The 1,274-nt window shown below is 65.1% G+C and carries 1 protein-coding gene; it reads left to right on the top strand.

The window, feature by feature from the left end:
* The coding region (locus tag P3T22_RS33255; RefSeq protein WP_429327288.1) for an ammonium transporter at positions 1-1,274 on the top strand (1,274 nt) is incomplete at both ends.

Genomic DNA, 1,274 nt, shown 5'->3' with positions numbered 1-1,274 from the left:
GCAGCCGCCGCCGCTTCGGCACCGGCCGCTGAAGCGTCCGCCGCACCGGCTGTCAGCGCCGCAGCCGCACCTGATGCATCGGCCGCATCCGCTGCCGCCGCACCGGCAGCCCCGACCGCGCCGTTCTCGGTCGATTCGTCGAAGATCAATTCGGGCGACACCGCCTGGATGCTGACCTCCACCGCGCTCGTGCTGTTCATGACGATCCCGGGTCTGGCGCTGTTCTACGGCGGCATGGTCCGCAAGAAGAGCGTGCTCGCGATCCTGATGCAGAGCTTCGCGATCACCTGCCTTGTGTCGATCATCTGGGTCGTGGTGGGCTACAGCCTCGCCTTCACGCCGGGCGGCTCGTTCATCGGCGGCTTGTCACGCTTCTTCATGGCGGGCATGAACTACATCCATGGCGACAAGGCGACGACGCTGACCGTCAGCCATCTCGCCCCGACGATCCCGGAAACGGTCTACTGCGTCTATCAGATGACGTTCGCGATCATTACCCCGGCACTGATCACGGGCGCGTTTGCCGATCGCATGAAGTTCTCGGCGATGCTGGTGTTCATGACGCTGTGGTCGATCATCGTCTACTCGCCGATCGCGCACATGGTCTGGGAACCGACCGGCTGGCTGGCTGCCGCGGGCATCCTCGACTTCGCGGGCGGCACGGTGGTGCACATCAACGCCGGTATCGCGGCGCTGGTCTGCGCGCTGGTGCTGGGCAAGCGCGTCGGCTACGGCAAGGAATCGATGGCGCCGCACAACCTGACGCTCACGCTGATCGGTGGCGCGATGCTGTGGGTAGGCTGGTTCGGCTTCAACGCGGGTTCGGCAGTGGCGGCAGACGGCCGTGCCGGTTTCGCCATGTTCGCCACGCAGGTGGCAACCGCGGCAGCAGCACTCGCATGGATGTTCGCCGAATGGGCAACCAAGGGTAAGCCGTCGGTGCTCGGTATCGTGTCGGGTGCTGTGGCAGGTCTGGTGGCGATTACGCCGGCTTCGGGCTTCGTCGGTATGACGGGTTCGCTGGTGATCGGTATCGCGGCAGGCGTGATCTGCTACTGGTCGGCAACGTGGCTCAAGCACAAACTCGGTTACGACGACTCGCTCGACGCGTTCGGCGTGCACTGCATCGGCGGTATCGTGGGTGCGCTGCTGACCGGCGTGTTCGCGGTCAAGGACATCGGCGGCGCGGACGGCAGTGTCATCCTGCAAGCCAAGGGCGTGCTGACGACGCTGATCTACAGCGGTGTGGTCAGCTTCGTCCTGCTGAAGGTGAT

Origin of the sequence: Paraburkholderia sp. GAS348 (genome assembly GCF_050434205.1) — a bacterium.
GTDB lineage: Bacteria > Pseudomonadota > Gammaproteobacteria > Burkholderiales > Burkholderiaceae > Paraburkholderia.
Note: the sequence above shows the minus strand (reverse complement) of the source record. Positions and strands in the feature narration are given on the sequence as shown.